General features: G+C 71.2%; 18 protein-coding genes. 15 read left to right on the forward strand and 3 right to left on the reverse strand.

The features are described 5' to 3' along the window. The first annotated feature begins 356 nt into the window (after window positions 1-356). The 8 genes from AC3EUJ_RS21950 (at window position 357) to AC3EUJ_RS21985 (ending at window position 13,626) form a co-directional block, all read left to right on the forward strand. Window positions 357-1,463, forward strand: a complete 1,107-nt coding sequence (locus AC3EUJ_RS21950; protein ID WP_431963887.1) for a hypothetical protein — start codon at window positions 357-359, stop codon at window positions 1,461-1,463. Between the two features lie 101 nt (window positions 1,464-1,564). Then, a complete protein-coding gene (locus AC3EUJ_RS21955) occupies window positions 1,565-2,338 on the forward strand; it encodes a TIGR03936 family radical SAM-associated protein (RefSeq protein ID WP_431963889.1) in 774 nt (257 codons plus the stop codon). A 218-nt stretch (window positions 2,339-2,556) separates the two neighbouring features. Next, window positions 2,557-6,687 carry an Rne/Rng family ribonuclease gene (locus tag AC3EUJ_RS21960; RefSeq protein WP_431963891.1) on the forward strand — a complete coding sequence of 1,377 codons (4,131 nt, stop codon included), beginning with the start codon at window positions 2,557-2,559 and terminating at the stop codon, window positions 6,685-6,687. A gap of 416 nt (window positions 6,688-7,103) precedes the next feature. Next, a complete protein-coding gene (locus AC3EUJ_RS21965; RefSeq protein ID WP_431963893.1) occupies window positions 7,104-8,216 on the forward strand; it encodes a DegT/DnrJ/EryC1/StrS family aminotransferase in 1,113 nt (370 codons plus the stop codon). Next, the gene (locus tag AC3EUJ_RS21970) at window positions 8,213-9,232 is read left to right on the forward strand and encodes a Gfo/Idh/MocA family protein (protein WP_431963895.1); all 1,020 of its coding nucleotides are present in this window, start codon (window positions 8,213-8,215) and stop codon (window positions 9,230-9,232) included. Before AC3EUJ_RS21965 ends, AC3EUJ_RS21970 begins: the two co-directional genes overlap by 4 nt. A gap of 43 nt (window positions 9,233-9,275) precedes the next feature. After that, window positions 9,276-10,760, forward strand: a complete 1,485-nt coding sequence (locus AC3EUJ_RS21975) for a glycosyltransferase family 4 protein (RefSeq protein ID WP_431963974.1) — start codon at window positions 9,276-9,278, stop codon at window positions 10,758-10,760. Next, window positions 10,760-12,334: a glycosyltransferase family 2 protein gene (locus AC3EUJ_RS21980; protein WP_431963897.1), complete on the forward strand. Its 1,575-nt coding sequence runs from the start codon at window positions 10,760-10,762 to the stop codon at window positions 12,332-12,334. The genes AC3EUJ_RS21975 and AC3EUJ_RS21980 overlap by 1 nt, the downstream gene beginning before the upstream one ends. An 8-nt stretch (window positions 12,335-12,342) precedes the next feature. Continuing rightward, window positions 12,343-13,626 carry a nucleotide sugar dehydrogenase gene (locus AC3EUJ_RS21985; protein WP_431963899.1) on the forward strand — a complete coding sequence of 428 codons (1,284 nt, stop codon included), beginning with the start codon at window positions 12,343-12,345 and terminating at the stop codon, window positions 13,624-13,626. A gap of 292 nt (window positions 13,627-13,918) precedes the next feature. On the opposite strand, the gene AC3EUJ_RS21990 is transcribed toward AC3EUJ_RS21985, so the two are convergent. Further along, a complete protein-coding gene (locus tag AC3EUJ_RS21990) occupies window positions 13,919-14,176 on the reverse strand; it encodes a hypothetical protein (protein WP_431963901.1) in 258 nt (85 codons plus the stop codon). Window positions 14,177-14,401: 225 nt separating this feature from the next. On the opposite strand from AC3EUJ_RS21990, the gene AC3EUJ_RS21995 reads away from it, so the two are divergent. The 4 genes from AC3EUJ_RS21995 to obgE all read left to right on the forward strand — a co-directional run bounded on the left by AC3EUJ_RS21995 (window position 14,402) and on the right by obgE (window position 17,345). Next, a complete protein-coding gene (locus AC3EUJ_RS21995) occupies window positions 14,402-15,016 on the forward strand; it encodes an acyltransferase (protein ID WP_431963903.1) in 615 nt (204 codons plus the stop codon). Between the two features lie 184 nt (window positions 15,017-15,200). Beyond that, window positions 15,201-15,521, forward strand: a complete 321-nt coding sequence (gene rplU, locus AC3EUJ_RS22000; protein ID WP_431963905.1) for a 50S ribosomal protein L21 — start codon at window positions 15,201-15,203, stop codon at window positions 15,519-15,521. A gap of 14 nt (window positions 15,522-15,535) precedes the next feature. Next, window positions 15,536-15,790 carry a 50S ribosomal protein L27 gene (rpmA, locus tag AC3EUJ_RS22005; protein WP_018556585.1) on the forward strand — a complete coding sequence of 85 codons (255 nt, stop codon included), beginning with the start codon at window positions 15,536-15,538 and terminating at the stop codon, window positions 15,788-15,790. Between the two features lie 115 nt (window positions 15,791-15,905). After that, window positions 15,906-17,345: a GTPase ObgE gene (gene obgE, locus AC3EUJ_RS22010; protein ID WP_431963907.1), complete on the forward strand. Its 1,440-nt coding sequence runs from the start codon at window positions 15,906-15,908 to the stop codon at window positions 17,343-17,345. Between the two features lie 146 nt (window positions 17,346-17,491). Here the strand turns inward: obgE and AC3EUJ_RS22015 are convergent, their stop codons facing one another. After that, window positions 17,492-19,546, reverse strand: a complete 2,055-nt coding sequence (locus tag AC3EUJ_RS22015; protein WP_431963976.1) for a hypothetical protein — start codon at window positions 19,544-19,546, stop codon at window positions 17,492-17,494. Between the two features lie 315 nt (window positions 19,547-19,861). Here AC3EUJ_RS22015 and AC3EUJ_RS22020 point away from each other — a divergent pair, with 315 nt between their 5' ends. The 3 genes from AC3EUJ_RS22020 to AC3EUJ_RS22030 all read left to right on the forward strand — a co-directional run bounded on the left by AC3EUJ_RS22020 (window position 19,862) and on the right by AC3EUJ_RS22030 (window position 25,111). Next, entirely contained in the window at window positions 19,862-21,358 is a 1,497-nt protein-coding gene (locus tag AC3EUJ_RS22020; protein WP_431963909.1) for an SDR family NAD(P)-dependent oxidoreductase, read from the forward strand. A gap of 138 nt (window positions 21,359-21,496) precedes the next feature. Next, a complete protein-coding gene (locus tag AC3EUJ_RS22025; protein ID WP_431963911.1) occupies window positions 21,497-23,644 on the forward strand; it encodes a hypothetical protein in 2,148 nt (715 codons plus the stop codon). A 201-nt stretch (window positions 23,645-23,845) separates the two neighbouring features. Then, complete coding sequence (locus tag AC3EUJ_RS22030) at window positions 23,846-25,111, forward strand: glycosyltransferase family 2 protein (RefSeq protein ID WP_431963913.1); 1,266 nt, start codon at window positions 23,846-23,848, stop codon at window positions 25,109-25,111. A 6-nt stretch (window positions 25,112-25,117) separates the two neighbouring features. Here AC3EUJ_RS22030 and AC3EUJ_RS22035 read toward each other — a convergent pair whose 3' ends face one another. Further along, window positions 25,118-26,515 (reverse strand): polysaccharide pyruvyl transferase family protein, encoded by a 1,398-nt coding sequence (locus AC3EUJ_RS22035; protein WP_431963915.1) that lies wholly within the window; start codon window positions 26,513-26,515, stop codon window positions 25,118-25,120. Window positions 26,516-26,751 lie beyond the last annotated feature (236 nt).

The raw sequence follows: 26,751 nt of genomic DNA on the forward strand, positions 1-26,751 counted from the left end.
CACCTGGATCAGCAGGTTTACGGCGAACGGGTCCACCGCCCCTCGGCCGCCCTCGGCAGGGCCCCCTGCGATCAGTCGACCAGGATCACGCTCACACGCGGAGCCGACGGGAACGGGCGTCACCGGTACTTCAGCTCAGGAGCGTGCGGCGTACCCGAGGCCCCCGCCGCACGGCACGCAGAGAGTCCTCCTCGTGCGTACGGGAGAGGCGAACAATCGTCAGGCGGCGTCGCGCACGGCGGTTGACGTCAGGGCCGGGGGCGCGTCGTCCTCCCGCTCCGCCCGTGGGGAAGCCGGGGCGTCGGCGGTTCGGCCGACGGGAGAGGAAGGCGGGCTTCCGGGCGTAACGTTCGGGCATGCGGGAACGGGGGAGCGCCGGTGGATACGGCGGAAACGGGGACGGCTGTCTGACGGTGGCGATCAGGATGCCGGCGCGGATCGTCGCGCTGGTGGTCGTGCTTCCGCTGCGCATGGCGTGGGACGTGCTGACACTGGCGGGCCGGGCGCTGGGCCGGTTCGGCAGGTGGCTGGTCCGGGTGCTGATGGTGGTGCCGGCGGTGGCGGTGTGGCGGTATGTGCTGGCGCCGGTGGGGCGGGCCGTCGTCGTCGCCGTGGCGTGGGCGGTCTCCGTGCTGGTGGTGGTGCCCGCGGTGGCGGTGTGGCGGTACGTGCTGGCGCCGGCGGGGCGGGCCGTGGTGTGGGCGGTGCGGGGGCTGGTCCGGTACACGGTGGTGGTGCCGGCGGTGGCGGTGTGGCGGTATGTGCTGGCGCCGGTGGGGCGGGCCGTCGTCGTCGCCGTGGCGTGGGCGGTCTCCGTGCTGGTGGTGGTGCCGGCGGTGGCGCTGTGGCAATACGTGCTCGTCCCGTTGGGGCGGGCGGCCGGCGCGGGGGCGGTGTGGGCGGTCCGGACGCTGCTGGTGGTGCCCGTGGCAGCGCTGTACCGCCATGTCCTGGTACCGCTGGCGGCCGGGGCGGTGTGGCTGGCCCGGTGGGCGGTCCGGGTGCTCGTCGTGGTTCCGGCGGTAGCGGTGTACCGCTACGTCCTGGTCCCGTCGGCCGTGGCGGTGGCGTGGCTGGTGCGGTGGGTGGTCGCGACCCCGCTGCTCCTCCTGTGGCGCCGGGTGCTCGTTCCGGTCGCCCTGGAGGTCCGGGACGCCCTGCTGGTGGCCTGGCGCGTGGCGGGTCACGTGTCGCGGGCCGCGGGGCGGGCACTGAAATGGCTGGCCACCACGGTCCTGGTGGTTCCGGTGGCCTGGGCGTGGCGCGCCTTGGTGCTGCCCGTGTGGCGGCCGGTACGGCGGGCGGCTGCCGACGCGGGCCGGGCGGTGTGCGAGGCCCTGGCCGCGGTGCGGGAGACCGTGCGCGGCCTGCGCGCCGATCTGCGCACCGCGTTGACCGGCGCGCCGCGACCGTTGGAGCGCGGCGGGCGCCGTGCGGAACCGGAAGGCCGCGACCCCCAGTAATCTGGAAGACACAAGCAACCCCGTCCGGGGTGACCAGACGCACGAGGGACTGAACGACACTGGGCAAGCGACAGCCCGAAGGCCCGCCGCCCGCACCCGCGGTGCAGCGCATCCGACTGCGCTACACCAAGCGCGGCCGCCTCCGGTTCACCAGCCACCGCGACTTCCAGCGCGCATTCGAGCGGGCGTTGCGCCGCGCCGAGGTGCCCATGGCGTACTCGGCGGGCTTCACCCCGCACCCCAAGGTCTCGTACGCCAACGCCGCACCCACCGGCGTGGCGAGCGAGGCCGAGTACCTGGAGATCGCGCTCACCGAGGCACGTGAGCCGGAGAAGCTGCGCCTGCTGCTGGACGAGTCACTGCCGGCCGGCCTCGACGTGGTCGAGGCCGTGGAGGCCCGTACGTCGGGTCTCGCCGAGCGGCTGGAGGCGTCCGTGTGGCAGCTGCGGCTGGACGGTGTGGAGCACGCCGCGGCCGAGCGGGCCGTGGCGGCGTTCCTGGCCGCCGGGGCCGTCGAGGTCCAGCGGATGACGAAGAACGGCGTGCGGACTTTCGACGCGCGCCAGGCCGTGACCCGGCTCGAAGCGGTCGATCCGCAGGTGGCCGGGGCCAAGGACGGCATTCTCGAACAGGATGCCGATAGGCCGGCACCAGCAGCTTGTGCGATACTGCGGCTGGTTGTTCGGCATGTGACACCTGCCGTACGACCCGACGACGTCCTGTCCGGCCTCCGCGCGGTGGCCGACCTCGCGCCGCCGGTCCCCGTTGCGGTGACCAGGCTGGCGCAGGGGCCGCTCGACGAGGAGACCGGCACGGTGACCGATCCGCTCGCGCCCGACCGCGATGCCGCGACGGTGCCGGAGGGCTCCGCCTAGGACCGTCGTCGTGGTGCGGCCGACGCATCTGGGGAAACCCGGGTCCGGCAGCACACATCAGACGAGACTTTCGTCGGCCCGTCAGGTCGGTGCCGACGAGCGATACGACAGCTCCCGTGTGGCGCCCGCGCCCCCGGGCGGCGGAACCGCGATGACGCGGACCGCCGCGAACCGGACAAGGACGCGGCGCCCGGGAGCGTGACGGGAGAAATGCCCGCATGCTCGAGCACAACGAGCCGAACGAGGCGCCCGAGAACGGCGCCACTGAAGCCGCCTCCGGCGGCACCGACACCGAGGCGACGGCCGCTCCGCGCCGCCGTCGCCGAGCGGCCAGCCGCCCCGCGGGACCGCCCGCGGCCGGCGAGGCCGCCCAGGACGTGATGTCCGGCGTCCCCGCGGGGGCTGCCGAGTCGCCGGCCATACCGGCCGAAACGCCTTCCGCCGAGTCCGAGGCGGAGCCTGCCCCGCCGCGCACCCGCCGCCGGGCGACCCGCAAGGCCGCCGCCCCGGAGCCGCAGCCGGCCGGGTCCGTGGAGGAGACGGCCGAGGCCGCCCCCGCCCCGGCCCGCCGCCGCGCGCCGCGGAAGGCCACCGCTCCCGCGGCGGCCGTCGAGGCCCCCGCCGCGCAGACTTCTGCCACCGAGACCTCCGGGGCGGAGCAGGCCGAGGAGCCGGCGGCTCCGGCCCGTACCCGTCGCCGTGCCACGCGGAAGGTGGCCAGCCCCGAGGCGGCCCCGGCCGCCGAGGAGACGGCCGGCCCCGCGGCCGCCGCCGACACGCAGGCCAAGGAACTCCAGGCCGACCTGCCGCTGCACGCCGAGGCCGCCGCCGGGGTGGAGCAGGCCGAGCAGCCGGCGGCTCCGGCGCGCACCCGTCGCCGTGCCACGCGCAAGGTGGCCAGCCCCGAGCCGGCCGAGGCCACGGCCGTGGCCGCCGCCGACGCGCCCGCGAAGGCCCTGCAGGAGGAGCCCGCGGAGCGGCCGAAGCGGAGGAAGGCCGAGCAGCCGCAGGCCGAGAAGACCAGGAGCACCCGTTCGCGCCGGCGTACGGCTCCGGCCGCCTCCTTCCTCGCCGCCGACGACGGTTCGCGCCGTCTGAAGCCGGGCGCGCTCGCGCCGCGTGACGAGGCGGAGACCGAGGCCGGGGCCGCCGAGGGCGGTGCCCCGGAGCAGCGCACCTACACCGCCAAGGCTGTCCCGGACGGCTCCGGCTGGGCCGTCGAGGTCGAGGACGCCTACGAGATCCGTGGCTACGGCGACACCGTCGAGAAGGCCCGCGTCGCCGCGGTCGCGGCCGTCGCGGAGGCGTTCGGCGTCCCCGAGGACGCCATCGTCGTCGAGGTCCGGGAGGCACAGGGTGCCGAGCCCGAGGCCGGTCCGGAAGCCGAGGTCGGCCCGGAAGCCGAGGCCGAGCCCGCTCCCACGCGTGGCCGTCGCCGGGTCGTGCGGCCGCCCATGGCTGTCTTCCAGGCACCGGTGTTCCAGGCCCCTGCCCCGGCTCAGGCCGGGCAGCCCGCGGAGCACGAGGAGCCGGAGGAGCACGAGGCCGAGGCCGAGGCGGAGGCCGAGGAGTACGCCGGCGCGCGTCGGCGTCGTCGCCGTCGTCGTGGCGAGCCCGTGGAGGCCGTGGAGGCCGCGCAGACGGCCGTGACGGAGCACGCCGACGAGGAGCCCGAGGCCGTCCACGAGGACGAGGGGGAGGCCGGGGCCGAGGAGCACGAGGCCGAGGAGCACGAGGGCGAGGGCGGCGAGCGGACGTCCCGCCGTCGTCGTCGTGGTGGCCGCCGTCGTCGTCGCGGCGAGGCAGCCGACGACGAGGAGAGCGCCGGCGAGGACGAGGAGGCCGAGGGCGAGGGCGCCGCGGACGAGTCCGAGGAGGACGAGCACCAGGACGCGGAGAGCAGCACCAGCCGCCGTCGTCGCCGTCGTCGCCGCCGTGGCGGCGAGGGCACGACCGAGGAGAGCCTGGGCGAGGACGCCCCGGAGCGCACGGTCGTCAAGATCCGTGAGCCGCGCAAGCCGGCCGAGCCGGTCGACGAGGTGCAGTCCATCAAGGGCTCCACCCGTCTCGAGGCCAAGAAGCAGCGGCGCCGCGAGGGCCGCGAGCAGGGCCGCCGGCGTGTGCCGATCATCACCGAGGCCGAGTTCCTGGCCCGCCGCGAGGCGGTCGAGCGCGTCATGGTCGTCCGCGAGAACGGCGACCGGACGCAGATCGGCGTGCTGGAGGACGACGTCCTCGTCGAGCACTACGTCAACAAGGAGCAGGCCACCTCGTACGTCGGCAACGTCTACCTGGGCAAGGTCCAGAACGTGCTCCCGTCCATGGAGGCCGCGTTCGTCGACATCGGCAAGGGCCGCAACGCCGTCCTGTACGCCGGTGAGGTCAACTTCGAGGCGCTGGGCATGGGCAACGGCCCGCGGCGCATCGAGGCGGCCCTCAAGTCCGGCCAGTCGGTGCTGGTCCAGGTCACCAAGGACCCGATCGGCCACAAGGGCGCCCGCCTGACCAGCCAGGTCTCGCTGCCGGGCCGCTATCTGGTCTACGTGCCCGAGGGCTCGATGACCGGCATCAGCCGCAAGCTGCCCGACACCGAGCGCGCCCGGCTGAAGCAGATCCTCAAGAAGATCGTCCCGGAGGACGCGGGCGTCATCGTGCGCACCGCCGCCGAGGGCGCGAGTGAGGACGAGCTGCGCCGTGACGTCGAGCGGCTTCAGGCTCAGTGGGAGGAGATCCAGAAGAAGGCCAAGAGCGGCAACGCCCCGTCGCTGCTCTACGGTGAGCCGGACATGACCGTCCGGGTCGTCCGCGACATCTTCAACGAGGACTTCACCAAGGTCATCGTCAGCGGCGACACCGCCTGGGAGACCATCCACGGCTACGTCTCGCATGTCGCGCCTGACCTGGCCGGGCGGCTGAGCCGCTGGACCTCTGAGGTCGACGTGTTCGCCACCTACCGGATCGACGAGCAGCTGCTGAAGGCGCTGGACCGCAAGGTGTGGCTGCCGAGCGGCGGTTCGCTGGTGATCGACCGGACCGAGGCGATGGTCGTCATCGACGTCAACACCGGCAAGTTCACCGGTCAGGGCGGCAACCTGGAGGAGACGGTCACCAGGAACAACCTGGAGGCGGCCGAGGAGATCGTGCGCCAGCTGCGGCTGCGCGACCTGGGCGGCATCATCGTGATCGACTTCATCGACATGGTGCTGGAGTCCAACCGCGACCTCGTCATGCGCCGGCTGCTGGAGTGCCTGGGCCGGGACCGCACCAAGCACCAGGTGGCCGAGGTCACCTCGCTGGGTCTGGTGCAGATGACCCGCAAGCGGGTCGGCCAGGGCCTGCTGGAGTCCTTCTCCGAGACCTGCGTGCACTGCAACGGCCGCGGCGTCATCGTGCACATGGACCAGGCCACGGCGGCCGGTGGCGGCGGCAAGCGCAAGCGCCGTCGCGGCGGCGCGGGGGAGGAGCCGGCGGCCGCGGAGACGACCGTCGTCACCGAGGCCGAGGAGGCCGCGCAGGAGGCTCCGGAGCTGGAGCCGGTCGTGGTCGCCGAGGCCGAGCTGGTGCCCGCGGTCGGTGGGGACGAGGAGTGGTACGGCAGCCCGGCGGAGGCCGAGGCCGCGGCCGGGCGCCGTTCCCGGCGGCGTGCCTCGCGGCGGGTCACCGCTCCGGTGATCTCACCGGACGCGACGGCCGAGATCGTCACCGTCGTCCCGTCGGTCGCCCCGGTCACCGAGCCTCAGGTGGCGGAGTCCGCGACGCCCACCGTCGTCGAGGCTTCCGTCGTCGTGGGCACCGCCGAGGTCGAGGAGCCCGTCGCACCGGTCCGCGGCCGGCGCCGGGCGACCCGCAAGGCCACCGCGCCGAGCGCCCCCGCCGGTGAGGCGGCCACCGTGGTCGTCCCCGCGGCGGAGACGGCAGTCCCGGCCCCGGCCCCCGAGCCGGAGCCCGTGGCGGAGGTCCAGGAGCCGGCCCCGCCGGTCCGGCGTCGTGCCACGCGCAGGGTGTCCGCCCCCGCGGGCGCGCCGTCCTCCGGCGAGGAGGCCGCGGTCGTGGTCGTCCCGGCCGCCGAGGCGCAGCCGGAGCAGTCCGCGACCGCCGAGGCGCAGCAGGCGGCGGCCGAGGTGGAGACGGGGACCAGCGAGGCTGAGCAGGCGGAGCCGAAGAAGCGGGCACCGCGCAAGACGGCTGCGAAGAAGGCACCGGCCAAGAAGGCCGCCGTCGCCAAGAAGACGGCGGCGAAGAAGACCGTGGCCAAGAAGGCGACGGCCAAGAAGGCGCCGACGAAGAAGGCGACGACGAAGAAGGCCGTCGCCAAGGCCGCAGGCGAGACGCCCACCGACGCGTCGTAGGCTTCCGCCGGCACGAAAGCCGGGCTGTTCTTCCCGCTCGTGGGAAGAACAGCCCGGCGGCCGTGCGGCCGTTGGGCCCTTGGATGTGGCGCTCGTTACGCCGCCAGAACACAAGGGAAACAGCTGATAATGTTACGGCGGCCGACAGTGCAAACACTGGTGACACTGCTGTCGGTTCTGCCGTTGCCGTCGCTCACCGTCACGGGACGATGACGACATACCACATCCGGCTGGGCCTCAAGGGTCTTTCCGGACGCGGAACTGCATCGCCCACCTCGGAACCAGGGCCTGCCGGCACCGCGTGGTCAACGGAAGCCGCCGGCGCTGCGCCAGGGCGGTGGCGTCCGTCGGGCGTCATGCCGTCTGTAGTTGCGACCGGCCGAGAACCCTTGGTGCTGGAAGCGGGAGGAAACCCCATGCCAGGCGTCGACCAGGAATTCATTCCTGCTGCGCGGCCGGTCATCGGCGAGGAAGAGATCGAGGCCGCCGTGCGTGTGCTGCGCAGCGGCCGAGTCGTACAGGGCCCTGAGGTGGCCGCCTTCGAGGAGGAGTTCTCGGAGCTGGTGGCCGGCCGTCACTGCGTGGCGGTGAACTCGGGTACCTCCGCCTTGCAGCTCACACTCCTCGCGCTGGGCATCGGCCCCGGCGACGAGGTCATCGTGCCGTCCTTCTCCTTCGCGGCCTCGGCCAACGCGGTGCGACTCGTGGGCGCCGAGCCCGTCTTCGTCGACATCGAGGCGGACAGCTTCTGCGTCGACCCGGCCGCGGTCGAAGCCGCCGTCACGCCCCGCACCGTGGCGATCATGCCGGTCCACCTCTACGGCCACCCGGCCGCGATGGACAAGCTGATGCCCATCGCCGAGCGGCACGGGCTCGCGGTCGTCGAGGACGCCGCCCAGGCACACGGTGCCGCGCTGAACGGGCAGCCGGTCGGCTCCTTCGGTGCCGCGGGCTGCTTCAGCTTCTACCCGACCAAGAACATGCACGCCCTGGAGGGCGGCATGGTCACCACCGCCGACGCGCATGTGGCGCGCACCTTGCGGCTGTTGCGCAACCAGGGCATGGAGCAGCGCTACGCCAACGAGATCGTCGGCGCCAACATGCGGATGACCGACGTCGCCGCGGCCATCGGCCGCGAGCAGCTGAAGAAGCTGCCCGAGTGGACCGAGCGGCGCATCGCCAACGCCGCGTTCCTGGACGCGGGGCTGAACGGTGTGGCTGTGCCGCCCGTCGCGGACCACGCGCGCCACGTCTACCACCAGTACACGGTCCGCGTCAGCGGTGACCGGGACGCCGCGCACTCCGCCCTGGCGGAGGCCGGCGTGGGCAGCGGTGTGTACTACCCGACGCCGATCCACCGGCTGAAGCCCTACTGGGAGCCGGACCAGAAGATCAACCGCACTTGGGACCTGCCGGAGACCGAGCGCGCCGCCGCCGAGGTGCTGTCGCTTCCGGTCCACCCGAGCCTGTCACAGGACGACCTCGAGCGTGTCGTGGCGGCAGTCAACGCACTGGGAGACGCACAGTGACCTCCGCACCTCTGCGCGCCGGCCTGATCGGCCTGGGCGCCATGGGCCGCAACCACTGCCGTGTGCTGGCGGGCCTCGAGGGCGTGGACCTCGTGGGCGTGGTCGACCCCAAGGGCGACCCCAAGGCGGCGCACGGCGCCCCCGTTCTCGACACGGTCGAGGAACTCATCGCCCTCGGTGTCGACTACGCCGTGGTCGCCTGCCCGACCGCCCTGCACGAGGAGGTCGGCCTCACGCTCGCCGGCGCGGGTGTCGGCGCGCTCATCGAGAAGCCGCTGGCGCACACGGTGGAAGCGGCGCAGGCACTCGTCGACGCCTTCGAGGCCGCCGGACTGGTCGCCGGTGTCGGCCACATCGAGCGGTACAACCCGGCGCTGCAGAACCTGCGCGGGCGTCTTGAGGCGGGCGAGCTCGGCGACGTGTACCAGGTCGTCACACGCCGCCAGGGACCCTTCCCGCACCGTATCGCCGACGTCGGCGTGGTCAAGGACCTCGCGACCCACGACATCGACCTCACCTCATGGGTGACCGGCCAGGAGTACGTCTCCGTCGCCGCGCACACGGTGTCCAAGAGCGGCCGCCCGCACGAGGACATGGTCGCGGTCGTCGGGCAGCTGGCCGACTCCACCATGGTCAACCACCTGGTGAACTGGCTGAGCCCGCTCAAGGAGCGCACCACGGTCGTCACCGGTGAGCGGGGCTGCTTCGTGGCCGACACGCTCACCGCCGACCTGACCTTCTTCGCCAACGGCGTGCAGGACACCGAGTGGGAGGCGCTGCGCGCGTTCCGCGGTGTCTCCGAGGGCGACATGGTCCGTTACGCCATACCCAAGCGGGAGCCGCTGCTCGTCGAGCACGAGCGCTTCCGTGACGCCGTCCTGGGCGTGCCCAGTGACATCGTGACCCTCCGTCAGGGCCTGCGTACGGTACAGGTGTCGGCTGCGGTCCTCGAGTCCGCGCAGAGCGGTCGTACGATCACGATTCAGGAGAAGGGCGAGACCAGCGATGGAGCGTGACCGCGTGCCCGCTCGCAGACCCGGCACTCGCGGCCTGATCGTCATGCTCGTGGACAACGGCGTCCATGGTGACTCCCGAGTGCAGAAGCAGGCGCGTTCGGCCGCCGCGGCCGGCTGGGACGTGATCCTGCTGGGCAAGTCGCCCGACAAGCAGCGCCGTGAGTGGCGGCTCGGGGACGCAGAGGTTCTTCTGATACCTGTCTCCACGCCGCTGAACAAGCGGCGCCACGAGTTCCGGCGTGCGCCCCTGCGCAGCCCGCTCGCTTATCCTCCGGGCAAGCTGGCCGAGTACCGCAGGCAGAAGATGAAGGCGTGGCGGGCCGAACTCAACGTCCGGGACGCGGCGGCCAGGCTCGAAGGCTCCACCTTCAGGCGCGTCGGATTGCTGTTCCCGCGCATGCTGTCCAACGTCATGAGCCGCTGGGTGGGCATCCGGTTCCGCGTCACCCGCCGGCTGGACGAGCGGCGCAAGAACATGGAATCCCGGCTGGACCGCTTCACCACCGCCTTCTGGAAGAAGACCATGGGCGACCGGGCGTGGCGTCGGCTGGACCCGGGGCTGTGGGACTACGAACTCGCCTACGGCAAGGTCATCGACGAACTGCGTCCCGACCTGGTCCACGCCAACGACTTCCGCATGCTCGGCACCGGGGCCCGCGCGGTCGTGCGGGCACGCGCCAACGGTCGCCGGCCGAAGCTGGTCTGGGACGCCCACGAGTTCCTGCCCGGTATCAAGCCATGGAACAGCCACCCGCGCTGGCACATCGCGCAGTGCGCGCACGAGCGTGAGTACTCGCGCTACGCCGACGCGGTGGTGACCGTGTCGGAGACCCTGGCGGATCTGCTCGTGGAGCGTCACGGGCTGACCGAGCGGCCGGCCGTCGTGCTGAACGCGCCCGGCGCCGAACTGCCGGAAGGAGCAGCCGACGAGGAGGTGCCCGACCTCCGCGCGCTCTGCGGTATCGGGCCCGACACGCCGTTGGTTGTCTACAGCGGTGCGGCGGCCCCGCAGCGGGGCCTCGACATCATGGTCGAAGCCCTTCCCGGCCTCGAGGGCGTCCACGTCGCCTTCGTCGTGCTCAAGCCGACGTCGGCGTACCTCAAGGAGCTGCTCGCCCGGGCCGAGGAGCTCGGCGTCTCCGAGCGGGTGCACGCGCTGCCCTACGTGCCGCACTACCAGGTGGTCCCGTTCCTGTCGGCGGCGGACGCGGGTGTAATCCCCATCCACCACTGGCCGAACCACGAGATCGCCCTGATCACGAAGTACTTCGAGTACTCGCACGCGCGGCTGCCCCTGGTCGTCAGTGACGTCAAGACGATGTCCCAGGTGACGCTGAAGACCGGTCAGGGCGAGGTGTTCAAGGCAGAAGACGTCGCCGACTACGCTCGTGCCGTCAAGGCCGTGCTGGCGGACCCGCAGCATTACCGGTCGGTGTACGAGACCTCGGGCCTGCTGGAGGAGTGGACCTGGGAAGCCCAGGCCAAGATTCTCGACCAGGTGTACAGCCGCCTCCTGGAGAGCCGCTGATGGCGACGCCGGACGTCAGCGTCATCGTTGCCGTCTACAACACCATGCCGTACCTGAGCGACTGCCTGACCTCCCTGGTGGAGCAGACGATCGGCCGGGACCGGCTGGAGATCGTCGCCGTGAACGACGGATCCACCGACGACAGCGGCAAGGAGCTCGACCGGTTCGCGGACCTGTATCCGGGTACGGTCAAGGTGATCCACCAGGCCAACTCCGGTGGTCCGGCAGCGCCCAGCAACCGGGCGCTGGATGTCGCGACCGGGCGCTACGTCTACTTCATCGGATCCGACGACTACCTGGGCCGTGAGGCGCTGGAGCGGATGGTCGCGGCGGCCGACGAGCACGGTTCCGATGTCGTGGTCGGCAAGATGGAGGGGGTCGGCGGCCGGTACGTCCACCAGGCGCTGTACGAGACGACGCGGCACGATGTGACCTTCACCAACTCGGCGCTGCCGTGGACGATCGCCAACACCAAGCTGTTCCGGCGCGAACTGGTCGAGCGGTACGAGCTCCGTTTCCCCGAGGACCTTCCCGTGGGCAGCGACCAGCCGTTCACCATCGAGGCCTGTGTGCGGGCCGCCCGCATCTCGGTGCTGGCGGACTACACCTACTACTACGCCGTCAAGCGTGGGGACTCCAGCAACATCACCTACCGAGCCGACCATGAGGCCCGGCTGCGCTGCACGGCCGAGATCATGCACTTCACGGCGGGGCTCGTCCCCGCGGGCCCGGAGCGGGACGCGGTACTGAAGCGCCACTTCGGGTGGGAGCTGTCCAAGCTGCTGCTGGACGACTTCCCCGAGCTCGATCCCGTCGTGCAGAAGAACCTGGTGACGGGCATCGGCCGGCTCGCCGACGCGTACCTCACCGGCACCATCCGTGACGGCATGGGCGTCAAGAAGCGTGTGCGTCTCGGCCTGGCGCAGCGGGGCAGGACCGACGAGCTCGTCGCGCTGATCCGTGACGAGGCGGAGCACGGGGCTCCCGGCTTCGTCCTGGAGGGGGAACGGGCCTTCGCCCGCTACCCGGGTTTCCGTGACGTGGATCCCGTCCTGCCGATGAGCTGGTACGAGCTCCTCGGCGAGGGGGTGCACGGGCGGCTGAAGGCAGGCACCAAGACCCTGTCCGCCGCCTGGCACAAGAGCCCGGAGGGCCCCGCGCTGGCGGTTTCCGCGCGGACCAAGCTGCTCGGTCCCTTCGGGGCGGGTCCGGCCCCGGTCCGCTGCGAGCTCAGCGGCCCGCAGTCCGTTCCGCTGCCGGCCACCACGAGCACCTGGAAGAACGGGCTGGGCACCCGCGTTGACGTCGTGGTGCCGCTGCGCCCGCTCGTGGCGATGCGGCCGGGCCAGTCCGCGCGTTGGCGGCTCAACGTGGCCGTGGACCTGGCGGGCGAGCCGTACCGGGTGCCCTTCGGTGCCCACGCCTCGGTGCTGCACAAGTGGATATGGCGCCGGGCGCGCCCCTACCGCGTATCCGTAACCACGAACGAGCAGGGCAGACTGGTGCTTGCCGTCGCCGCTGACAGTATCTTGCGGGGCATCGCACGACGCCTGCGCCGACCGAGGAAGAAGTAGCCACGCCCATGAACATCTGTGTAGTCGCGCTGGGGAAGATCGGCCTGCCGCTCGCCGTGCAGTTCGCGGCCAAGGGGCACCGCGTCATCGGCGCGGACGTCAACGAGAAGGTCGTCGAGCTGGTCAACGCCGGCGTGGAGCCGTTCCCCGGCGAAGCGGACCTGGACACCAAGCTCAAGGCGGCCGTGGAGGCCGGTCTGCTGTCCGCGACGACCGACACCGCGGCGGCCGTCGCCGAGTCCGAGGCCGTCGTCGTGGTCGTCCCGCTGTTCGTGGACGCCGAGGGGGTGCCGGACTTCGGCTGGATGGACTCCGCGACCAAGGACATCGCCCGGGGCCTGCGTCCCGGCACCCTGGTGTCGTACGAGACCACCCTGCCCGTCGGCACCACCCGCAACCGCTGGGCGCCGATGCTGGAGGAGGGCTCCGGCCTGACGGCCGGGCAGGACTTCCACCTGGTCTTCAGCCCCGAGCGGGTGCTCACCGGCCGGGTCTTCACCGACCTGCGCCGCTATCCCAAGCTCGTCGGCGGCATCGACGAGGCGTCGGCGAAGCACGGTGTGGAGTTCTACGAGGCGGTGCTCGACTTCGACGAGCGCTCCGACCTCGAGCGCCCCAACGGAGTGTGGGACCTCGGGTCCTCCGAGGCCTCGGAGCTGGCCAAGCTCGCCGAGACCACCTACCGCGACGTCAACATCGGCCTGGCGAACCAGTTCGCCAGGTTCGCCGCCAAGGCCGGTATCGATGTCAAGAAGGTCATCGAGGCCTGCAACACCCAGCCGTACAGCCACATCCACCAGCCGGGCATCGCGGTCGGCGGCCACTGCATCCCGATCTACCCGCGGATGTACCTGTGGAACGACCCGGAGGCGACCGTCGTCCGCTCGGCCCGTGAGGCGAACGCCGCCATGCCGTCGTACGCCGTCGACCTGCTGGCCGCCGCCTACGGCGACCTCAAGGACGTCAACGTGCTCGTGCTGGGCGCCGCCTACCGCGGCGGCGTGAAGGAGACCGCGTTCTCCGGCGTGTTCCCGACCCTCGAGGCCCTCAAGGCGTACGGAGCCGTCCCGTATGTCTCGGACCCGATGTACACGGACGAGGAGTTGGCCGCCCACGGCCTGCCCCCGCACCGCGGCGAGACCGTGACCGCCGCCGTGCTCCAGGCCGACCACGCCGAGTACCGCGAGCTCTCCGCCTCCGACCTGCCCGACGTCCGCGTCCTGGTCGACGGCCGCCGCACCACCGACCCGGCCCGCTGGGCCGGCGTGCGCCGCATCGTGATCGGCGGCTGAGCGCACCTCTGGGGAGGCAACGACGTGGGCTCTTCGCGCCCCGGCCGTGTGGTGATGTCGGTCGACGACACCGTCGATGGTGATTCCCGGGTTCAGAAGAGCGCCGCGGGCCATGGCCGAGGCCGGGTGGGAGGTCCACCTCATCCTGGGTGAGGCACGGGATGGGACGAGTGGAGCGGGGAAGCGCGGGGAAGTACGTCCACCCGCACGAGCGGGTGCCGAGGCACCTGTCCTGACCGCTCCGTGTGTCATCCGGAAGGTCCCCCCGTTCCGCGGGGGGCCTTCCGGCTTTTCACTTCAACGCGGGTCGAGACGGCGCCGCGATCCAGCGGCGCCCCCGGCGCCGGTGCAGCAGCGCCGGCAAGAGGGGCAAGAGCAGGTGGAACCATGCCTCGGCGCTGCGTGACCAGGAGGCGGGATTGCCGCCCGCGAGCGCCGTGGGCGGCTTCTTCGGGCAGGCGATCAGGTCGGGTTCCTGGCGGTAGCGGTTCCGTCGCGGGCGACCGGTGGTCTGCCCGGCACGGAGGGCTTGATCGATCGGGTGTTCCACGCCAAGGTAGGGAATCGTCGGGATCACACAGCCGCCGGAGGGTGGCAGCGGCCAAGATCGCGATCAATTCGATTCCTGGGGGCGGTCACCGCTCGGGCCTGATGGCTGGGATGACGGTTTCGTCCACGCGGAGGCGACGGGCCCACCCACCCCGGTGCCCCGTGGCCGCGGTCCCCGGGCCGAGCCGTATGCTCGCGCCGACGCCGTCGTCAGGGAAGGTCCATCGTGAGTCACACCATCAAGCCCACCGCACAGGTCGACGAGAGCGCCGAGCTCGGCGACGGAACCACCGTGTGGGAACTCGCCCAGATCCGCGAGAAGGCCCGCCTCGGCGCGGGCTGCGTCATCGGCCGCGGCGCCTACGTCGGTACGGGCGTGCGGATCGGCGACAACGTCAAGCTGCAGAACTACGCCCTGGTCTACGAGCCGGCCGAGCTGGGCGACGGCGTCTTCGTCGGGCCCGCGGTCGTGCTCACCAACGACCAGTACCCCCGTTCCGTCGACCCCGAGGGCAAGCTCAAGCGCGGAGGCGACTGGGAGGCCGTCGGCGTCAAGGTCGCCGAGGGCGCTTCGCTCGGTGCCCGCTCGGTGTGCGTGGCCCCCGTACGGGTCGGCCGCTGGGCGCTGGTCGCCGCCGGAGCGGTGGTCACCAAGGACGTCCCCGACTTCGCCCTCGTCGCGGGTGTTCCCGCCCGCCGCATCGGCTGGGTCGGCCGGGCCGGGGTGCGGCTGGTCGAACGGGCGGGTGAGCCCGGCGTGTGGGAGTGCCCGCAGACCGGAGCGCTGTACCGGGAGGACGCGTCGGGCCAGGGGGAGACCGCGCTGGTGGAGATGCCGTAGCGGGCGCGACGTCCTGTCCACCCGGTTTGACCCTCCCGCAGGGGGCCCGTAGTCTTGACCGTCGGCGTTTCAGCGCCCATTCCTGAGCACCTTCCTACCGGTTCCGGCCGGTAGAGGCCTCCCATGTACCACAGGGGCGGCTGGCGTCAGGAGTGACGATCCGAGCGAGAGAGTGAGTTCCCGCGTGTACGCAATCGTGCGCAGCGGTGGCCGCCAGCACAAGGTGGCCATCGGCGACATCGTCGAGGTTGACAAGATTTCCACGGGCAAGGTCGGTGACGCCGTCGAGCTCTCGACGCTCCTGATCGTCGACGGCGACGCCGTCACCAGCGACCCGTGGGTGCTGGCCGGGATCAAGGTCCAGGCCGAGATCGTGGACCACCACAAGGGCCAGAAGATCGACATCCTGCGGTACAAGAACAAGACCGGCTACCGCCGTCGTCAGGGCCACCGCCAGCAGTACACGGCGCTGAAGATCACCGGCATCCCCACGGCTGCGAAGTAAGGGACTGAAGAGGAATGGCACACAAGAAGGGCGCATCGTCCACCCGGAACGGTCGCGACTCCAACGCCCAGCGGCTCGGCGTCAAGCGCTTCGGCGGCCAGGTCGTGAACGCCGGTGAGATCATCGTCCGCCAGCGCGGCACCCACTTCCACCCCGGCGCCAGCGTCGGCCGTGGCAAGGACGACACGCTGTTCGCTCTCGCCGCCGGTGCGGTCGAGTTCGGCACCAGCCGTGGTCGCAAGGTCGTGAACATCGTCCCGGTCGCCTGATCGGCCGCGATACGACTTCACCGAGGGCGGACGCTGCTTCCCGGGCCGGGAAGCAGGTCCGCCCTCGGCGCGTTAACCCACAGACATTCCCGCACGCATCAGGAGGAACATCCGCATGACCACCTTCGTGGACCGCGTCGAGCTGCACGTCGCCGCGGGTAACGGGGGCCATGGCTGCGCCTCCGTGCACCGGGAGAAGTTCAAGCCGCTCGGCGGCCCGGACGGCGGCAACGGCGGCCGTGGCGGCGATGTGACGCTGGTCGTCGACCAGTCGGTCACCACGCTCATCGACTACCACCACCACCCGCACCGCAAGGCCACCAACGGCAAGCCAGGCGAGGGAGGCAACCGCTCCGGCAAGGACGGCACGGACCTGGTGCTGCCCGTCCCGGACGGCACGGTCGTCCTCGACAAGCAGGGCAACGTGCTCGCCGACCTCGTCGGCCACGGCACCACCTTCGTCGCCGGCCAGGGCGGACGCGGCGGCCTCGGCAACGCGGCGCTCGCCTCGGCCCGCCGCAAGGCGCCGGGATTCGCGCTGCTGGGCGAGCCCGGACAGAGCCGGGACCTCGTCCTGGAGCTGAAGACGGTCGCCGATGTGGCACTGGTCGGCTACCCGAGCGCGGGGAAGTCCTCGCTCATCTCCGTGCTCTCCGCGGCCAAGCCGAAGATCGCGGACTACCCCTTCACCACGCTCGTGCCCAACCTGGGCGTGGTCACGGCCGGTTCGACGGTGTACACCATCGCCGACGTCCCCGGCCTCATCCCGGGCGCCAGCGAAGGCCGTGGACTGGGCCTGGAGTTCCTGCGGCACGTCGAGCGGTGCAGCGTCCTGGTCCACGTCCTGGACACCGCCACGCTGGAGTCGGACCGCGACCCGCTGAGCGACCTCGACACCATCGAGTCGGAACTGCGGGCGTACGGGGGACTCGAGGACCGGCCTCGGCTGGTCGTCCTCAACAAGGTCGACATCCCCGACGGCCAGGACCTCGCCGACATGGTCCGGCCCGACCTGGAAGCGCGGGGTTACCGGGTCTTCGAGGTGTCGGCGGTGGCCCACAAGGGTCTGGGCGAGCTGTCCTACGCCCTCGCCGGCATCGTGGCCGAGGCACGGGCCGCCGTGCCCGTCCAGGAGGCCACCCGGATCGTCATCCGGCCCAAGGCCGTGGACGACGCCGGATTCACCGTCACGGCCGAGGACGGTTTCTACCGGGTGCGCGGCGAGAAGCCCGAACGCTGGGTCCGCCAGACCGACTTCGCCAACGACGAGGCCGTCGGCTACCTCGCCGACCGGCTCGCCCGCCTCGGCGTCGAGGAGGAACTCGTCAAGGCGGGCGCCCGCGAGGGCGACGAGGTTGTCATCGGGGCCGAGGACGACGCGGTCGTCTTCGACTGGGAGCCCTCGGTCGCCGCCGGTGCCGAGATGCTCGGCCGCCGCGGTGAGGACCACCGCTTCGACACTCCCCGCCCGGCGGCCCAGCGGCGCAAGGACCGCGACGCCGAGCGGGACGACTCCTACAGCGCGTTCGAGGACTTCGACCCGTTCGGGAGCTGAACCCGGTCGTGCCGGCTCCCCCCCCCGGCCACCGCGGCAGCGTCGAACCGATGCCGCGGTGGAGGCGCGCTGCCGAGGGCGGCCGCCGTCTCACGGGGGCCGGCGGACCGGGGTGGGGAGGCGAGTGCCGAGGGCGGGCGTCCGGCTCAGCGTCGCGCCGACCGTGCCTCCTGCCGCGGTTCCCTTGCGACGCCGTCACCTTGCCCGGCTTCGCGCGGTGCCACGACACGCGCCACGGAGGCGGTCCCTCCGGCCTCCTGCCGGGAGCGCCGTTCGTCCGCGGCCGCGGCCAGTGCCCGTGCCGCCGCCGTGAAGCGTTCGAGGGAGGTCGGTTGCGCCGGCCCGAGCAGCCGTTCCTTCAGCGCTGCGCGGGCCGGTCCCAGGCCGTCCCGTTCCGGGTCGCGGACACTGTCGAGCAACGCGGGCACCTCGTGGGCGTCGGGCGAGATGATCGTCGCGGCGGCCACGGTGGGGAAGGCGGCACGGAAGGCGTCCTCGGCCAGCCCGCTGGTGTTCGCCACGGCGTGCGGTTTCTCACTGGCCAGAAAGTCCGAGACGACGCTCGACACGTCGCTGATCAGCAGATCGGCCTGGTTGAAGCACGAGTAGAGCGACGGACGGCTGTCGGTGATGACGCGGTGCTCCCACGCCCGGGCGGCGGACCAGTAGCAGTCCTCCCAGGCCGCGGTCGCGGCCTCGACCGCGGCGGCGCGTCCCGGGGCGGGGGTGCCCTGCAGCGCCATGCGCTCGAGGTCGTCGGCGTCGGCCCGGAAGCGTGCGGTGGTGAGCTCGTCCAGTGCCGCCGCGCGGCGGGCGAGTTCGGTGCTCGACGCGGTCGGTGCGTCGCCCGGCGCGTTCCGGGCCCGCTCGCGACAGGCCTCGGCGATCATGGCCCGGATGCGGCGGTCCGCGCGGCCCGCGCGGGGATCGACGGAACCGGTCAGGGGGTGCGGCTTGTAGAGCAGCCGTACCGCCGGGTCGGCGAGCAGGGCCCGGACGATGTTCTCCCCCGCGAGCACGACCGAGGTGTTGCCCGGCTGGCCGTCCCAGCCCTCCCACGTGGGCGCGTACAGCACCGTGGTCATCGGACCCGACGGGGTCCCGCCACCGGGCAGGATCGGCGCGAGCTGGGGACGCCCGACCTCCACGATGTCGCGGTCGTCCACGCCGATGTCCGCCAGGGCGTACCGCTCGCGTGCGGCCGGGCCCGCGACCCACACCTCGTCGTACGCCTTGGCGTACGGATTGCAGCTGGAGAGCTTGTCGCTCTCGCCGTGGTTGGTGAACGCGTGCTTGATGGTGGGGATGCGCAGGATCTGGGAGGTCTTGCCGGAGTTGGAGGGGTGGAGCAGCACCTTGAGCGTGGAGTGCTCCAGCCGCATCACGTCCGCGACCTTGGGGATGCACAGCACGGGGATGTCCGTGGCCTCGACGCGCTGCACCATGGGGCGTTCCCGGAGTAGCACCACCGGTCGTCCGTCGAGCCGGGCGAGTGTCGAAAGCCACATGTTGAGCTGGTAGGCCGACGCGGCGCCGCCCGAGAAGTAGATGCCCACCGTCGGCCGGTAGTCGGCCAGCCACCGGTCGAGCCACTGCAGGGCGCGGGCCCCGTCCACCGGGCGCCGGCCCGGCAGCAGCCACAGTGCAAGGTAGGCGGCGCCGCCCACCGCCGCCACCGCGGCCGAGGCGGCGCCGAGTGCCGCCCACAGCGCGTTGCCGGTGACGGCCGTGGCGAGCAGTCCGGTGGAGACGGACAACGAGAGCAGCAGGAGGCGGTGACCGGGCCGGCGGGCCAGCAACAGGGGCGGAGCCGGTGTCGGGTTGAGGGCGGCGGCGTCGATGTTGCGGGTCACCACGGGCAGCGTTCTGGCACGGCGCACCAGTAGCGCGAGGGCGTGGCAGGCGCTGTGCGCCGCGTACAGGGCCATCAGCCCGACCAGCACAGGGGCGTAGGCCCGGGTGCCGTGGACGCTGTCCACGCGCAGCAGCGTCGTGATGGTGAGCAGGTCGCGCAGCAGTTGCCGGGCCGTGACGTCCAGCCGGACGCGCGTCAGCAGGCCCGTCAGCGAGGGATGGCGCAGATGCAGGTGGAGGTCCGCCAGTAGGCCCACCGCCGAGGCCACGACGAGCAGCGGCACGGATGACAGGACGGCCGCAGTCAGGTGCGCTGCGAACGCCGCCGCCAGCATCGCCACGGCCATCGCGGCGGAACGCGGGCCCAACGGTGGTGGAGGACTGGAACTATTGTCGCGATTCAGCTGAACAAGAGGCACATGGTGACAACGAAGGCAATGCGGGGCAGTCACGCCGACGCATGAGCGGAAGCCGTCTCAAATGAGAAAATCTTGTGGATTCTGTCACAGTTCGGTTGCCGGGGTTCCCCCGGATTTCCGGTCGGGCGGAAGATGAACCTAGGGTTGCGGCATCATGCTGCGTGGGATGTGTCCGCCTTACGCTCCGACGATGGCGGACGGCAGCATTGCCTGCGCCCTCCATTCCTTCAAGGTAGGTCATCTGTGTCCGAGCACATAGCCAAGCCCCGTACCACGGCCGTCGTGCTGGCCGGCGGTACTGGTCAGCGCGTTGGCCTCTCGATCCCCAAGCAGCTCCTGAAGATCGCGGGCAAGGCGGTCATCGAGCACACCCTTGCCGTCTTCGAGCAGGCCGACGGAATCGACGACGTCATCGTCCTCATGGCGCCGGGTTATGTGCAGGACGTGGAAAAGATCGTGGCCAAGGCCGGCTTCGCGAAGGTCAGCAGGGTCCTGGAGGGCGGTGCGACGCGCAACGAGACGACCGAGCGCGCCATCGCCGCCATCGGAGCCGGTCTCGCCGACGGCGAGGACTGCAACGTCCTGTTCCACGACGCGGTGCGTCCGCTGCTCTCGCAGCGCGTCATCGCCGACTGCGTATCCGCCCTCGACCGTTACCAGGCCGTCGATGTCGCGATCCCCTCGGCGGACACCATCATCGTGACGCGGACGCATGGCGAGGACGGCGAGTTCATCACCGACATCCCGGATCGTTCCCGGCTGCGCCGCGGGCAGACCCCGCAGGCCTTCAAGCTCTCCACGATCCGCCGCGCCTACCAGATCGCTTCCGCGGACCCCAACTTCCAGGCGACCGACGACTGTACCGTCGTGCTGAAGTACCTCCCGGACGTGCCGGTGTACGTGGTGCCCGGTGACGAGTACAACATGAAGGTGACCCAGCCGGTCGACGTCTTCATCGCCGACAAGCTCTTCCAGCTCGCCTCGCAGACGGCCCCGGAGCAGGCCGACGACGCCGCCTACCGCGCGCAGCTCACCGGGCGGACCCTGGTCGTCTTCGGGGGTTCCTACGGCATAGGGGCCGACATCGCCGAGCTCGGCAGGCGCTTCGGCGCCAACGTGTACGCGCTGGGCCGTTCCACGACCGGCACCCACGTCGACAACCCCGAACACGTCGACGACGCGTTGTCCAAGGCCTACGCCGAGACCGGCCGCATCGACTACGTCGTCAACACCGCGGGCGTGCTGCGCATCGGCCGCCTCGCCGAGACCGACAACGCCACCATCGAGGAAGCCCTGCGCGTCAACTACCTCGCGCCGGTGCAGATCGCCCGCGCGGCGCACAAGTACCTCGCGGAGAGCGGGGGGCAGCTCATGCTCTACACCTCCAGCAGCTACACCCGCGGCCGTGCCGAGTACAGCCTGTACTCCTCGACGAAGGCCGCCATGGTCAATCTGACCCAGGCACTCGCCGACGAGTGGGCCGCCGACGGCATCCGGGTCAACTGCGTCAACCCGGAGCGCACGGCCACGCCCATGCGCACCAAGGCGTTCGGGCAGGAGCCCGCGGGCACTTTGCTGTCCTCGGAGTCCGTCGCGCGTTCCTCCCTCGACGTGCTGCTCTCCGACCTGACCGGCCATGTCATCGACGTCCGCCAGCAGGATCCGACGAAGGCCGCCGCCGGCGCGTCGAGCTTCGAGCAGGCCCTCGCCGGGGTTTTGGCGCGGGAAGAAAACGCATAGTACGATTCCGCAATTGTGATTTCGGGTCCTCGGGAAACTCGGAGAAGCATTTCCGGGGACCTGATCCGTTGGCGACGCAGGTCGCGTTTGTCCATTCCCAGACCTTCGTCTTCACCAGCGTTCAGGAGAAGGCATTTCGTGATATCGACCGCCGTCCGCCTGGCCCGGGTGGGCAATCGCACCGAGCTGTCCGTATTGCTGACCATGTTGCTGAGCTACCCCGTCATGGTGGTGGGCGCTCTGCTGCCCCACCTGTGGGTGTTCGCCGGCGCGGCGGCGGTCAGCTACGCGTCGGACTGGCTGCTGCGCCGGCGTGGCGCACCTGTGCTGAGCAGGCTCACCAAGGCCGGGGCCGGGCTGCCCGTCCGCTTCCTGGCGCGTGAGCTCATCGTCGTCCTCCTCCTGGCACGCGTCGAGGCGACGGACAGCACGGTCTTCTACGCCGTCGTCCTGTGCTTCCTCGTGCTCTACGCGCTCCAGATTCCCCACACCGCACTGCTCGCCCTGATCGGCAACCGCCGCAAGCTGCCGTTCGAGGTGCGGAACATCGACCTGCCCGGACTGCGCGTTCCGCCCGGTCCGCCGAGCTGGCTCAGCCGTCGCGCAGTGGAGAAGCTCCTGCACCTGGACCTTTTCGCCGTGGTCGGACTGGTCGTCACGTCCGCGGCGGACGAGCGGGTGTACGCGCTGGTGGGTGCCGCCGTGACGCTGGTCGCGGGACTGCTGGGCGTGCTGCTGCTGGTCCCGTACCTGCGCCGCAGGCACCTGGCGCCGGCCAGGGAGAAGGCACTGGCGGCCCTGGACCGGTGGCTGCGCGTCTACCGGCCGACCACGGTGCTCTACTTCTCCGGGTCCACGGAGAGCGCGTACCAGGTCAACATGTGGCTGGACACCATGGAGCAGCTCGGTGGCCGTCCCATGGTGCTCCTGCGCGAGCACCACATCCTCCCCAAGCTCGCCCCTTCCACGGTGCCGGTGGTGAGTATTCCCAGCGGTGTCCACCTCATGAACATGGACCTCTCGCACGTGCGGGTGGCGCTCTATCCGGCGAACGTCGGAAAGAACATCCACCTTCTGCGCGTCCCGACCATGAAGCACGTCTTCATCGGGCACGGGGACAGCGACAAGGTCGCGAGCGTCAACCCCTTCAGCAAGGTGTACGACCAGGTGTGGACGGCCGGCAAGGCCGGCCGTGACCGCTACGCACTGGCCGACGTCGGAGTCCGCGACGAGGACATCGTGGAGGTCGGCCGCCCCCAGCTGTCCGGCATCCAGCCGTGGACCGGTCCCCGGGCGGACCGGATGCCCACGGTGCTCTACGCCCCCACGTGGGAGGGCTGGAGCGACGACCCGGGGAACACCTCCCTGATGCTGGCGGGCGAGAACATCGTGCGTACCCTTCTCGCCTCCAAGACGCCGGTACGCGTCCTCTACAAGCCGCACCCCTTCACCGGCACACGCCAGCCGAAGGCCGGGCAGGCGCACCAGCGCATCGTGGCGCTGCTGGAGAAGGCCAACGCCCAGCGCGCCGCCGACCCCCGGTGGTCCGGGCAGGACGACGGGCAGGCTTCCGCGCGTGCCGAGGCGCGCGCGGAGATGGCCCGGATCGAGGCGCGACTGGCGCAGCTCGACACCGCGCTCGGTGAGTCCTCGGACGAGACGGGCGACGTTCCCGGCCGGGCGGCCGACCCGAACGACGTGATGGAGATGCGGTCGCTGCGCGAGCAGTGGAGCGAGGCGTACTGGCGGGCGCTCGTCCCGTGGGAGCACCAGGTCATCACCGGTCCGATGCCGCACCTGTACGGCTGCTTCAACGCGGCGGACGCGATGGTCTCGGACGTCTCCAGCGTCGTCTCGGACTTCATCGCGAGCGGCAAGCCGTACGCGATCACCGACTCCGCGGAGATCGGCGAGGCGGACTTCAAGCGGCTGAACACCGCGGCGCGCGCCGCGCTGATCCTGGACAACCAGGCCACACGGCTCGGCGAGCTCGTGGCCGCCGTGAGTGGGGAGGGCCGGGACCCGCTGGCCGGTGCGCGCAGGGAGCTGAAGGAGTACCTGCTCGGTCCCGACGAGCCCTCCTCGATCGTGCGTTTCGACAACGCCGTGCGCGCGCTGGCCGTCGAGTCGACGGCCCGCGCGGCCCGCCAGGCGGAACGGCACGCCGCCGAGGGGGCGGAAGGGAACCCGGCGCCGGCCGTCCCCGGCCAGCGCGAGGGGGACGAGGTCCTGGACCTCGTCGCACCTCTCGAGGGCGACGCCCTCGACGACGCGAACATCGGCTGAGCCCCGGATCCGTTCCGGGGCTCGCGCCGAAGGCCCTGCCGGCGCGGCCGCTCCAGGCCGGCAGGGCGGACTCCGAGATCCGCGGCCCCGTCGCACCTGCGGTGTGTGACGCCGGTCACCACGGTGTGCGGAGCGCCGGTGCAACCTTTCCCTCGCCGTTCCCGTCTCAGCTACCGGCATGACCGCAGCGATCGGAGATCGATGAACACACCGAGCATCAGCGTCGTCATCGGCGTCTATGAGGCGATGCCCTACCTCGTGCGGTGCCTCGAGTCCGTCGAGACGCAGACTCTCGGTGCCGAACACATCGAGATCATCGCGGTGGACGACGGCTCGAGCGACGGCAGCGGTGCGTACCTGGACGAGTTCGCGGCCCGCAGCGCGATCCCGACGCGCGTGGTCCACCAGGCCAACTCCGGTGGTCCCAGCGGTCCGCGCAACACCGGGCTCGACCTGGCGCGCGGCCGTTTCGTCTTCTTCCTCGACGCCGACGACTACCTCGGTGAAGAGACATTCGAACGGATGCTCGCCGTCGCCGAACGCAACGGCACCGATGTGGTGCTGGGCCGGGTGGAGGGGGTCAACCGCTCCGCTCCCAAGTCCATGTGGGGGCGGAACCACGAGCGCACCGACGTCTTCTCCTCGCAGATCCGCTTCACCCTCAGTGCCCAGAAGCTCTTCCGCAGGGAACTGCTCGTCCGGCACGGCATGCGCTTCCGTGAGGACCTCAAGACCGGTGAGGACGCGCACTTCACGATGGACGCGTACCTGCGGGCGAACGGCGTCTCCGTGGTCGCCGACTACACGTGCTACTACCTGGTCGGGCGTGAGGACGGCAAACACGTCACCAAGAGCGGGACGTACGTGCTGCGCTTCGACTCCGCCCGGGCGTTGACGGAACTGATCGCCGAGCGCGTGCCGCCGGGTGACAAGCGGGACCTGCTGATGACCCGGCCCTTCACGGTCACGCTGCTCCCGCAGTTCGGGCCGCGCTTCCTCGCGGGGAGCGAGGAGGAGCAGCGGCACAAGGTCGAACTCGGCCGACCCCTGGTGCAGGAGTACTTCACCGACGGCGTGGCACGGCGGCTTCGCGTGCACGAGCGGCTCAGACTCCACTGCGTGGGTCAGGGGCGGCTCGACCTGCTCGCCGACGCCGTCGGGTTCGTGCGCTCCAAGGCGGAGGCCCCGGTGCATCTGGACGCCGGCGGGACCAGGGCGTACCTGGCGCTGCCCCACTTCCGGGACGAGGCCGCGGGCATCCCCGACCACGTGTACGAGATGACCCGGGACCCGATCCCCGACGACATCGCCGCGCGCATCAAGTCCGCGGGGGTCAAGGCGAACCCGGCCCGGCGGCCGACCAGGGCGGGCAGGCTCCTGCGCCGGGTGCTCGGACGGGCACTGGCGGGCAAGGTCGCGCGCCTGGCGGCCCGAACCGGACTGCGGCAGGTTCGGGCCGGGCGGTAGGGGCGTTCAGCCGCGGCCGTTGAAGATCCTCTTGATGTTCACGGCCCGCTTCGCACGGCGCAGGGTGTCGCGGTCGGGGCCGATGAGGAATCTGAGCCGCTTCTCCATGGAGGTGAGGCGGGCCTCCAGCGCGGCGGTCTTGGCGAGGGCCTCCGCCTGGCCGGCTCTGGCCTGCGCGACCTGCTGCTTGAGCCAGGCGATCCGGTAGCCCATGAGGCCGTAAGCCTCGTCCTGCCAGGCCTCCAGCGCGGGAGGGAACGCGAGTTCGCCGATGCGTGCGTCGAACGACGCGCCTCGGTCGCCGTGGGTGTACGTGTTCTGCAGGCCGTTCTTGTCGAGGAACGCGGTGAACCGGTCGAACCGCTCCCGGTGTCCGCTCAGCAGTTCGGAGAAGTCGGCCTTCTCGTAGAGGTCCGCGGGATGGGTGTCCGCGGTGACGTCGGTGGCGAGCCGATGCGGGATGCCGAAGTAGCGGCACAGTTCCAGCGTGCGGGAGTCGTGGCAGAGCACCACGGCCGGAGTGCCGGCGAGAAGAGCCGCGATGTTTCCGTGGATACGGCCGCCGAAGGAGAAGTCGTAGGCGCGCAGGTCGTTGATCCAGGGCACCGGGTCGAGATAGATCCGCACCTTGTTCTCGCGGAACCACGCGTGGGTGCGGTGCGCCGGGTAGGGGCGGTGCAGTCCGGCGGCCTCGGAGACGTCACCCCAGTAGAGGAGTTCCGCGTCCGTGAGGTTCTGTGCGATGTAGGTCAGGTTCGGGTAGGTCCGGGACGCGGTGTCCATCAGGGCGCCCATGTGCCCTACGCGCAGGGCGCTGTGTGACCCGTTGACGGCGATGCGCGACTGGGGTCCGATGGCGTCGGTCTTGCGTTCGACGGTGAAGCGGTCGCCGTTGAGGAACATCGAGGGACAGCCGATGACCTCCACGTCGCGGAAGCCGAGACCCCTCAGATACGTCTCGGTGCACTCCCCCCGCACGCCTATCGTCGCGGAACGGTCGAGCACGGCCGACACGAACCGCTTCACCTGACGCTCGATTCCATCGAGCCTCGCGGTGTTGTACTTCACGTCCGCCTGGGCCCCCACCCCCAGCACGACCACCGGAATCTTGAGTTTCTCTATGAGCCTGCTGAGCCTGGTGAGCCCACCGGCGAAGGAGGGCCGGAACGCGTTCGCGAGCGGGACCACGAACGCGTCGAACTGCTCGTTGATGCGACCGGCCTCGGAGGGTTCGAACCTGAACTGGTTGGCGATCTCGACGTCGGGGACCTGTAGGAGCTTGTGCGCGGCGTTGCTGAAGACGAGATTGCCGGAATTCGTTCCGATGACGTCATTGTGTATGGCCTGTTCGTGTGACACCACGTCGAACGGGCTCTTGCCGGAACGCAGCAAAACTCTCTTCATGGTCGCCAGCTTCCCTGCGTAATCCTGAGTGCCTCGGGCACGGGACTCGCGTGCGATGAACGTAAATGCCGGGCTACAGCGTAACCCGTGGGTAAAGCTTCGCCTGCCGCGTGGTAACGATGTTCACATTTCGTCGTGCCGGCCGGTGGACGTGCCTGTCGGCGGGGGCGTCCGGACGCTGGAACACGCAGGCGCGCGCACCGGGCGCTCGCGTAGATTGCGGGGCGGGGACCGCT

The sequence above is a fragment of the Actinacidiphila sp. bgisy160 genome (genome assembly GCF_057707815.1).

Coding starts and splice junctions, on each gene's coding strand:
- AC3EUJ_RS21950 (WP_431963887.1), top strand. CDS start 357: ATGCGGGAACGGGGGAGCGCCGGTGGATACGGCGGAAACGGGGACGGC.
- AC3EUJ_RS21960 (WP_431963891.1), top strand. CDS start 2,557: ATGCTCGAGCACAACGAGCCGAACGAGGCGCCCGAGAACGGCGCCACT.
- AC3EUJ_RS21965 (WP_431963893.1), top strand. CDS start 7,104: ATGCCAGGCGTCGACCAGGAATTCATTCCTGCTGCGCGGCCGGTCATC.
- AC3EUJ_RS21975 (WP_431963974.1), top strand. CDS start 9,276: ATGCTCGTGGACAACGGCGTCCATGGTGACTCCCGAGTGCAGAAGCAG.
- AC3EUJ_RS21980 (WP_431963897.1), top strand. CDS start 10,760: ATGGCGACGCCGGACGTCAGCGTCATCGTTGCCGTCTACAACACCATG.
- AC3EUJ_RS21985 (WP_431963899.1), top strand. CDS start 12,343: ATGAACATCTGTGTAGTCGCGCTGGGGAAGATCGGCCTGCCGCTCGCC.
- rpmA (WP_018556585.1), top strand. CDS start 15,536: ATGGCACACAAGAAGGGCGCATCGTCCACCCGGAACGGTCGCGACTCC.
- obgE (WP_431963907.1), top strand. CDS start 15,906: ATGACCACCTTCGTGGACCGCGTCGAGCTGCACGTCGCCGCGGGTAAC.
- AC3EUJ_RS22015 (WP_431963976.1), bottom strand. CDS start 19,546: ATGGCCGTGGCGATGCTGGCGGCGGCGTTCGCAGCGCACCTGACTGCG.
- AC3EUJ_RS22030 (WP_431963913.1), top strand. CDS start 23,846: ATGAACACACCGAGCATCAGCGTCGTCATCGGCGTCTATGAGGCGATG.
- AC3EUJ_RS22035 (WP_431963915.1), bottom strand. CDS start 26,515: ATGAAGAGAGTTTTGCTGCGTTCCGGCAAGAGCCCGTTCGACGTGGTG.